Annotated in this window: 3 protein-coding genes; 1 reads left to right on the top strand and 2 read right to left on the bottom strand. The window is 65.7% G+C overall.

Features of this window, described 5'->3' with window-relative positions:
• Positions 1 to 75 precede the first annotated feature (75 nt).
• The gene (locus RIF85_RS15080) at positions 76 to 1,152 is read left to right on the top strand and encodes a squalene cyclase (protein WP_309072720.1); all 1,077 of its coding nucleotides are present in this window, start codon (positions 76 to 78) and stop codon (positions 1,150 to 1,152) included.
• A gap of 61 nt (positions 1,153 to 1,213) precedes the next feature.
• Here RIF85_RS15080 and RIF85_RS15075 read toward each other — a convergent pair whose 3' ends face one another.
• Positions 1,214 to 3,019, bottom strand: coding sequence for a biotin carboxylase N-terminal domain-containing protein (locus tag RIF85_RS15075; RefSeq protein WP_309072718.1), 1,806 nt, complete (start codon positions 3,017 to 3,019; stop codon positions 1,214 to 1,216).
• Between the two features lie 125 nt (positions 3,020 to 3,144).
• Positions 3,145 to 3,765: a Maf family protein gene (locus RIF85_RS15070; protein ID WP_309072719.1), complete on the bottom strand. Its 621-nt coding sequence runs from the start codon at positions 3,763 to 3,765 to the stop codon at positions 3,145 to 3,147.
• Positions 3,766 to 3,790: the final 25 nt, after the last annotated feature.

Here is a 3,790-nt window from a genome sequence, read left to right as displayed (position 1 = left end):
TCGAGGTCGAGGCCGGGGATGGAGAGATCGAAAGAGATGACGGCGGCAAGGGCCGCGGACGAGGACGGAGCAGCGATGACTGAGCTGAACCTTCTGGAATGGTTGCTCGACACCGATCCGGCCCTGCGCTGGCAGGTGCAGCGAGACCTCGTTGGAGCACCTGTTGCGCAGTGGCAGGCAACGCGCGCCAGCATTGCGGCGGAAGGACTCGGTGCGCAACTGCTGGCCCATCAGGATGAGGACGGCCAATGGGCAGGCGGGGCATACTTCCCGGCGGACTTCGATTTCGAAGGACCCGAAGCCGACCTTGAGGCAGGGCAACCCTACACCGCCACCACATGGTCACTGAACACGCTGCGTGACTGGGGGCTGGACGCAAAGGTGCTCTCCGGAACGGCCGAGCTGCTCGCGGAAAATAGCCGGTGGGAGTATGACAATCTGCCCTACTGGGACGGCGAGGTGGATTGCTGCATCAATGCCTACACGCTGTCGAACGGTGCGTGGCTTGGTGCCGACGTCAGCCGGCTCGCCCAGTGGTTCCCGGACCACCAACTGGACGACGGCGGCTGGAACTGTGAGTGGGTGGAGGGCTCAAAGCGGTCCTCATTCCACTCCACCCTGAACGTGCTGAAGGGCCTGCTCTACTACGAGACCGTCACCGGCCGCTCCGACACGTTGAGCGCTGCGCGCCGGAAAGGCGAGGAGTACCTGCTGGAACGCCGCCTGCTGTACCGGCTGTCCACGGGCGAGCCGGTGGGAGCCTGGGCCACCCGCTTCGCCTACCCGTTCCGGTGGTTCTACAGTGCACTCAACGCGGTGGAATACTTCCGCGCAGCCACGCTGTACGACGGCGGCACGCCTGACCCGCGCCTGGCCGACGCTATGGAGGTCATTCAGGCCGCCCGCCAACCGGACGGCCGCTGGATCCAGGGTCACCGCCATCCGGGACGAGTCTGGTTCGAGCTGGACGCACCGGAAGGAGAGCCGTCCCCGTGGCTGACGTTCTATGCCGTCCGCGCCCTTGCCTGGTGGAACGAGTCAGTTCCGTACACGGCCGATGCGTCAGCTGTGAAGGCTCCGGACGGATCCAGGCCCAGCACAGCAAGCGCGCCTGCCCCACAAGCTGCAGGAGCGCAGCAGAGCCTCAGTTGACTCCAGCTAGCTGACCCTAGCTGAGTGACCACAGTTGATTGACCGCGGCTATTGACCGCGGCTAGCTGATCGCGGCGATGACGGCACCGGCAGACACGGTGTCGCCCGGTGCAGCGGTCAGCCCTGACAGCGTGCCGGACTTGTGCGCAGTCAGCGGCTGTTCCATCTTCATCGCTTCGAGCACCACGATGAGGTCGCCCTCGGACACCTGGTCACCGTCCTGGACCGCAACCTTGACGATCGTGCCCTGCATCGGCGACGTGAGATCGTCACCGCTGGCAGCGGCACCGGCGCCTGCTCGTGATCGGGCAACCTTCTTGGACTTCCCGGCGGCCTTGCCGGACGACTTGCCGTTGGACATGCCGAGCGAAGCAGGCAGCACGACCTCAAGCCGTTTGCCGCCAACCTCAACGGTCACGCGCTGCCGGGCGTCCGCGTCGTCGGCCGCGCTGTCGGTTCCGCCGTCGGGAGTCCATGGGGCGATAGTGTTGGCGAATTCCGTCTCGATCCAGCGGGTGTGCACCGAGAAGTGTCCCGACGCAGGTGCAAACGCCGGGTCGCTGACCACAGCGGCATGGAAGGGCAGCACGGTCGGCATGCCGTCGATCTGCATCTCTGCCAGCGCCCGTCGGGACCGCTCCAGGGCCTGGGTGCGTGTGGCCCCGGTGACGATGAGCTTGGCCAGCATCGAATCGAAGTTTCCGCCGATTACTTCGCCCGCCTCGATGCCCGAGTCCACGCGGACACCCGGGCCGGTGGGCAGCTTCAGCGTCTGCACGGTACCGGGTGCGGGCATGAAGCCCCGACCGGCGTCTTCGCCGTTGATGCGGAACTCGAAGGAGTGGCCGCGGACAGCGGGGTCGGTGTAACCGAGTTCCTCACCCCGGGCAAGGCGGAACTGTTCGCGCACCAGGTCGATGCCGGTGACTTCCTCGGACACCGGGTGCTCAACCTGAAGACGGGTATTCACCTCGAGGAAGGAGATGGTGCCGTCCTGGCCAACCAGGAATTCGCAGGTGCCCGCGCCCTGGTAGCCGGCTTCCTTGAGGATGGCCTTCGACGCCTCGTACAGGCGGGAGTTCTGGTCCTCGCTCAGGAACGGTGCGGGGGCTTCCTCGACGAGCTTCTGATTACGGCGCTGGAGCGAGCAGTCACGTGTGGAAACGACGACGACGTTGCCGTACGCATCGGCGAGGCACTGGGTCTCAACGTGGCGGGGTGCGTCCAGAAAACGCTCGACGAAGCACTCACCGCGCCCGAACGCCGCGGTCGCCTCACGAACCGCTGACTCGTAGGCCTCTGCAATCTCCTCACGGTCGCGGACAACCTTGATGCCGCGTCCGCCGCCGCCGTAGGCGGCCTTGATGGCGAGCGGGAGGCCGAACTCGTCGGCAAAGTCGAGGACTTCCTGCACGGATCCGACCGGGTCCTTGGTTCCGGGAACCAGGGGAGCACCCACCTTTTCGGCAATGTGGCGAGCCTGAACCTTATCGCCGAGCTGGGCGATGGATGAGGGGGAGGGGCCGATCCAGGTGAGTCCGGCGTCGAGCACTTGTTGCGCGAACTGGGCGTTCTCGGAGAGGAAGCCGTAGCCGGGGTGGATGGCATCGGCGCCGCTGCGGGCCGCCGCGTCGAGGATCTTGCCCATCACCAGGTAGGACTCCGCCGCAGTGTTGCCCTCGAGTGCATAAGCCTCGTCGGCGAGGCGGACATGCAGTGCGTCGCGGTCGGGCTCGGCGTAGACGGCGACCGACGCGATGCCCTCATCACGGGCTGCCCGGATCACACGAACGGCGATCTCGCCCCGGTTGGCGATCAGTACTTTGGTGACAGGCGCGGCGGCAGGTGCGGACATCGACTCGCTCATGGGTAGGGGCTCCTTTTGGTCTGTTGGGAGCCTAGCGCGGTTTTGTTGCTACCGCCCATAAACCATGCCGATTCCCCGTGTTGGGGAGTCATTATTTGTAGGGAAGCTACAAAAGACTGCTGGTCCTAATTCCAAAGGTCGGTAATGCTGACCCCCGCGGCGCGGAGCAGTTCCCGGAGCGTGGACACGCTGAGGCCGACGACGGCGTGGGGGTCGCCGTCGACCTTGCGGATGAAGGCTCCGCCCCGTCCGTCGATTGTGAAGGAGCCGGCGCAGTGGAGCGGCTCGCCGGTTGCGATGTAGGCGTCGATCTCCGTATCGGCCAGGTGCATGAAGTGAACCTCGGCCGATGCCACCGCGCCGGATGCCGAACCAAGCCCGGTGCCGTTACGGGTATCAACGAGCCAGTGGCCGGTGTGGAGGGTTCCGGAGGAGCCGGACATCCGCTTGATGCGCTCCCGTGCGACGTCGGGTTCGTACGGTTTTCCGTGGGCCTCGCCTTCAAACTCGAAGACCGAGTCGCAGCCGATGACGAGGGCTCCCTGCGCTTCAGGCAACGCCGCAACCGCCTCTGCCTTGGCGCGGGCCAACAACAGGGACGTGTCATAGGGGGTAGGAGTACCGTGCGCTGCGGTGACGGCATCCTCATCAACGTCGGACACGGTAACGGTATGGGCTATGCCGGCCTCGGCGAGGAGCTTGGTGCGTGCAGGGGAAGCGGAAGCGAGGATCAGCCGGATGGTCATGCGAACCAGCCTAGTGTTCCGCGCC

Source organism: Arthrobacter sp. (assembly GCF_031179385.1).
Classification (GTDB): domain Bacteria; phylum Actinomycetota; class Actinomycetes; order Actinomycetales; family Micrococcaceae; genus Arthrobacter_D.
The sequence above is the reverse complement of the archived record's forward strand: the minus strand, read 5'-3'. Positions and strand labels throughout refer to the sequence as shown.